Source organism: Chondromyces apiculatus DSM 436, from assembly GCF_000601485.1.
In the GTDB taxonomy this organism is placed as follows: domain Bacteria; phylum Myxococcota_A; class Polyangia; order Polyangiales; family Polyangiaceae; genus Chondromyces; species Chondromyces apiculatus.
This window is the reverse complement of the sequence record NZ_ASRX01000151.1, coordinates 1-4382: the sequence shown is the minus strand read 5'-3', so window position 1 is coordinate 4382 and position 4382 is coordinate 1. Positions and strand designations below refer to the sequence as shown.

The 4382-nt window shown below is 67.8% G+C and carries 4 protein-coding genes and 3 pseudogenes; all 7 read left to right on the top strand.

Annotated features, from left to right (window positions below):
* Positions 1 to 219: oligopeptide/dipeptide ABC transporter ATP-binding protein (locus CAP_RS49580; RefSeq protein WP_370866032.1), on the top strand; the 219-nt coding region annotated here is incomplete at its 5' end.
* Positions 216 to 1256, top strand: a complete 1041-nt coding sequence (locus tag CAP_RS43130) for a Gfo/Idh/MocA family protein (RefSeq protein WP_044252605.1) — start codon at positions 216 to 218, stop codon at positions 1254 to 1256. The genes CAP_RS49580 and CAP_RS43130, both read left to right, overlap by 4 nt.
* Positions 1257 to 1353: 97 nt before the next feature.
* Complete coding sequence (locus tag CAP_RS43125) at positions 1354 to 1728, top strand: antibiotic biosynthesis monooxygenase family protein (RefSeq protein ID WP_044252602.1); 375 nt, start codon at positions 1354 to 1356, stop codon at positions 1726 to 1728.
* Positions 1729 to 1767: 39 nt separating this feature from the next.
* Positions 1768 to 2634 (top strand): annotated as a pseudogene (locus tag CAP_RS56005) (RNA/DNA-binding domain-containing protein); the annotation flags it as partial.
* A gap of 643 nt (positions 2635 to 3277) precedes the next feature.
* Positions 3278 to 3496, top strand: a pseudogene (locus CAP_RS56000) (HEAT repeat domain-containing protein); the annotation flags it as partial.
* Between the two features lie 18 nt (positions 3497 to 3514).
* The gene (locus CAP_RS53140) at positions 3515 to 3865 is read left to right on the top strand and encodes a hypothetical protein (protein WP_197041600.1); all 351 of its coding nucleotides are present in this window, start codon (positions 3515 to 3517) and stop codon (positions 3863 to 3865) included.
* A 274-nt stretch (positions 3866 to 4139) separates the two neighbouring features.
* Positions 4140 to 4382 (top strand): annotated as a pseudogene (locus CAP_RS51760) (hypothetical protein); the annotation flags it as partial.

Below are 4382 nucleotides of genomic sequence, written 5' to 3'. Positions count from 1 at the left end.
GCCGCCCCCGCCGCCCCCGCCGGCGCCCGCACCCCCCTGCCCCTGGCCGGCGAGCCCCCCAGCGCGCTCAACCCGCCCACAGGCTGCGTCTTCCGCCCCCGATGCCCCCGGGCCGAACCCGGGCGGTGCGACGTGGAAACGCCCCCCCTTGAGGAGATCGTACCCGGGAGCCACCACCGCGTGGCATGCTGGCATCCTCACCTGGATGGATCGGCATGAACCGCTTGCATAGCGTCCACTGGGGCATGATCGGCGCGGGCAGCGTGACCGAGATCAAGAGTGGCCCCGCATTTCAGAAGGTCGAGGGCAGCATGCTCTCCGCCGTCATGCGCCGGACCCCGGGGATGGCCCAGGACTGGGCGAAGCGCCACGACGTCCCCCGCTACCACGACAACCCCGAGGACCTCATCGCCGACCCGCACGTCGACGCGGTCTACATCGCGACCCCTCCCGGCTCGCACCTCGACCTCGCGCTCCTCGCCTGCGAGGCCAGAAAGCCCGTCTACGTCGAGAAGCCCATGGCCCGCAGCTACGAGGAGTGCAAGCGCATGAACGAGGCCTTCGAGGCCGCCGACGTGCCGCTCTTCGTCGCCTACTACCGCCGCCGCCTCCCCCGCTTCGTCACCGCGAGGGAGGTCATCGACGCCGGCCGCCTCGGCGCCATCACCGGCGTGACCTACCGCTACACCCACCCCCGCTGGGAAGGCACCCCCGCCGATCGCCCCTGGCGCCTGCGCCCCGAGTACTCCGGCGGCGGCCTGTTCCTCGACATCGGCTGCCACACCCTCGACCTCCTGGAGTTCCTCCTCGGCCCCCTCCGCAACGTCTCCGGCATGGCCGCGAACGTGTCCACGAACTGCACCATCGAGGACAACATCGCCATGCACTTCCGCACCGAGCAGGGCGCCCTCGGCGTCGCCCACTGGAACTTCGCCGGCCACGCGCGCGAGGACCTCATCGAGATCACCGGCACCGACGCCCGCCTGCGGATGTCGACGTTCGGCGACGAGCCCCTGGAGATCATCACCCGCGGCAACGTCGAGACCATGACCCGCCCGAACCCGATGCACGTCCAGCAGCCGCTCATCCAGTCGATCGTCGACCACCTCCGCGGCCAGGGCGAGTGCCCCAGCACCGGCTACTCCGCCGCCCGCACCTCCCGCGTCATGGACGTGGTCCTCGACGCCTACTACGGCGGCCGCGCCGACGACTTCTGGCTCCGCCCCGAGACCTGGCCCGGCGCCCCCCGCAGGTGAACGTCGCCCCGAGGGACCGGGAGCGATGCCTGGAGAGGCTGCTATACCTCGGTCCTGCGCGGCACCCTCGCTGCGCCGACCACCCGTGAGGGAAGCCATGTTCGTCGTCACCAACCGCATCCCCGTCGCAGAGGGCCACGAGGCCGACTTCGAGGACCGCTTCCGCAAACGCGCCCACCTCATCGACCAGTCCCCGGGCTTCATCCGCAACGAGGTGCACCGCCCCAGGCCGATGAAGCTCGACCACGCGACCGGCACCTGGTCCCCCGACACCGAGACCCAGGGCTACTACGAGGTGAAGACCTGGTGGCGCTCCTTCGAGGACTTCGAGGCCTGGACCAAGAGCCCCTCCTTCGCCGAGGCCCACAAGAACCGCGCCCCGAAGGAGATGTTCGCCGGCCCGAACAAGCTCGAAATCCACGAAGTCTTCCTGAGCACCCACGACAAGCTCGGCGAGAGCGACAAGGCCTGAACCTCGCTTGGTCTCCGGCCCGGGTATAGCCTCCACCCCGTGGACCCCAAGGCCATCCAGCAGCGGATCCAGCTCGGCGAAGACTCCCGCACCGCGCTGAAGAGCACCGCCCACGGCTTCGACGCCAAGATCCTCGCCCGCACCATCGCCGCCTTCGCCAACGGACGCGGCGGTCAGATCTTCGTCGGCGTCGAGGACGACGGCACCCCCACCGGCGTCGACCGCCCTTACCGCGCCGACAGCGTCTTTTACATGCGCGACGCCAGCATGAACCGCGAGGCCACCCGCGAAGAGCTGATCCGCCTCCTCCAGTCCCAGAACGTCTACCACGACGAGACCTCGCTCGACGGCGCCACCCGCGACGACCTCGACCCTGCCGCCATCGACACCTTCCTCGCTTCCCTCTACGAGCCCGACGCCGCCCAGCGCCGCGACCACTACCTGCAAGCGCTGAAGTGCATCGACCCCGACGGCACCCCCACCGTCGCCGGCGTGCTCCTCTTCGGCAAGGACCCGCAGCGCTGGCTCCCTGACGCGCGCATCTCCGCCGTGCGCGTCGACGGCACCGTCATCACCGGCGCGTTCGCCGACCGCAAGGAGATCGCCGGCCCTCTCTTCGAGCAGCTCGACCACGCGCTCGACTTCATCCCCACCCCTTCGCACGTGGTGGGCATGCAGCGCGTGGACGCCGGCCTGTCGGTGCCCGTGCTGCGCGAAGCCCTGGTCAACGCGCTCGCCCACCGCGACTACCGCGCCCCCTCCCAGGTGCGGCTCTTCGTCTTCAGCGACCGGGTCGAGGTGGTCAACCCCGGCATCCTGCTCAGCCACCTCACCCTGGACAGCATCCGCATCGCCGGCATCAGCGTGCGCCGGAACCCAATCCTCGCCTCCCAGCTCGCCCGCGTTCGCCGCACCGAGGACCTCGCGCTCGCGCTCCCCGAGACCATGCAAGAGGGGTTGGCCGTGCTCGGGCGACTCGAGGGCAGCACGGCGATTCACTTCGCCTACCCGGCCGCTGACGTTCGCCCGGGGAGCGCGCCGTTTATCTATGGTGCCGCCGAGCGCCTCCTGGAGAAGTTCCGCGCCTACGCAGGCGGTCCCGAGATGCGCTTGATCCGCTACGTTGGGTTCCGACTCCAGAAGAAGGAGCCCCCCCGGCTAGACATCCGCGAGGTCTTCGTCCCTTCCAACGTCGACATCTCCTTTCCAGCAGCACGCCTGCAGCCCCCGGTCTCCTCCCAGCACGCCCCTGAAGCCATCCCTCCCTGGCACCTCCACGCCGACCAGAGCGAATGTGTCTCCCTAGGTTCTACCGAGCCTACCTGCGCTGGGAAACTCAGGCCGAACCCACTGACGAGACAGGCGCAGATCTGCTTCTGGAATCGCTCCGCGCCAGCCCCCGCCTATTCGCCCTGGCCCGCAACCCCTTCATGCTCTCCTGCCTCGCGCTGGTCCATCGCGCCGAGGGCCGCCTCCCGCGGCACCGGGTGCAGGCCGACGAGCTTTTCGCCCGTACCCTCTGCGAGACCTGGGCGGAGGCGCGCCGATCATGCGTCTCGAACTTCTCGCCCCGGGCAACACATCTGTCGACAACAGATTGCAGTTGCTGCACTCATCCAATCCCATCCTTCGGGTGGCTGCAGCACAGAGTCTAGCGGGAATTCAAGAGGCCATCACGCCACTGGTCGAGCTGCTCCAAAACGACAGCGTGCCGAGTGTAAGACAGGCGGCTGCTTGGGCACTCCTACCGGTCGCAGGCCAAGTCGCCGATACGCTGCGTCGCGCAATGTCAGACGACGATGTACGCACCATCGTTGCGCAAGCTATCGCCAGCGATGAGGAGTTTGATGCGACAAAAATTGTCGCGACGGAGATCCATAAAGGATTGCTTCCGCAAGATAGGAGCCCTGCACAGCTTCACGTATGGCGAATCAAAGGAGTGCAGGATGCCTTTACACAGAAATTCAAAACGCTCCGCGGCAATAACTTGCAAACAATGTCAGATTGCGGTCTGCGCCTTGGACTCATCGAAAGCAGAGATGTTCTGGAGCGGCTGAACGATCACCAGCTCTCCGCTTCTGAGAAAGATACCTTGTGGGATACTCTATGGAAGCTTGCCGACAGCAAGCCCCATTGATGCCATGGCCTCATCCGAGCCGATGACACGCCTTCGCGTCACCTCCCTCGGGTATTAGCCCCGTCGTCAACCTCAGCGCAGGTGGCTTCGACTGCACCTCGTCCGACGCTGCGCACCTCCTCAACCCGGTCGCATCCTGTCTCTGCGAGCTGGCCATCCAATTTCGCGGTGATCGCGGCGGCGTCGGTCTGAGCGAGTCAAAGCTGCAGACGCATCTCAAGCGCGCGTTGAGCAACAGCTAACGGCACCGCAGCCCTCGGGCTATCGTCTCCTCGTGCCCTCCCCTGCACGTCACCTCCCCCCGGCCCCCTCTCTTACCCTCCTCACTTCTCTCACCCTCTCCGCCTGCACCCCTACCCCGCTCCCTCCTCCCGCCGCGCCTCCCTCCGTGGAGATCGCCCCCGTCACCCCCACCCCTCCCTCTCCCGACGCCTCCTCTCCCGGCGCTGCCGCCTCCGTCGCTTCCCCCGACGCCGACCCTCCCCTCCCCGACGTCGACCCCACCTCCCCCCGCCCC

Coding starts and splice junctions, on each gene's coding strand:
- CAP_RS43125 (WP_044252602.1), top strand. CDS start 1,354: ATGTTCGTCGTCACCAACCGCATCCCCGTCGCAGAGGGCCACGAGGCC.
- CAP_RS43130 (WP_044252605.1), top strand. CDS start 216: ATGAACCGCTTGCATAGCGTCCACTGGGGCATGATCGGCGCGGGCAGC.
- CAP_RS53140 (WP_197041600.1), top strand. CDS start 3,515: ATGTCAGACGACGATGTACGCACCATCGTTGCGCAAGCTATCGCCAGC.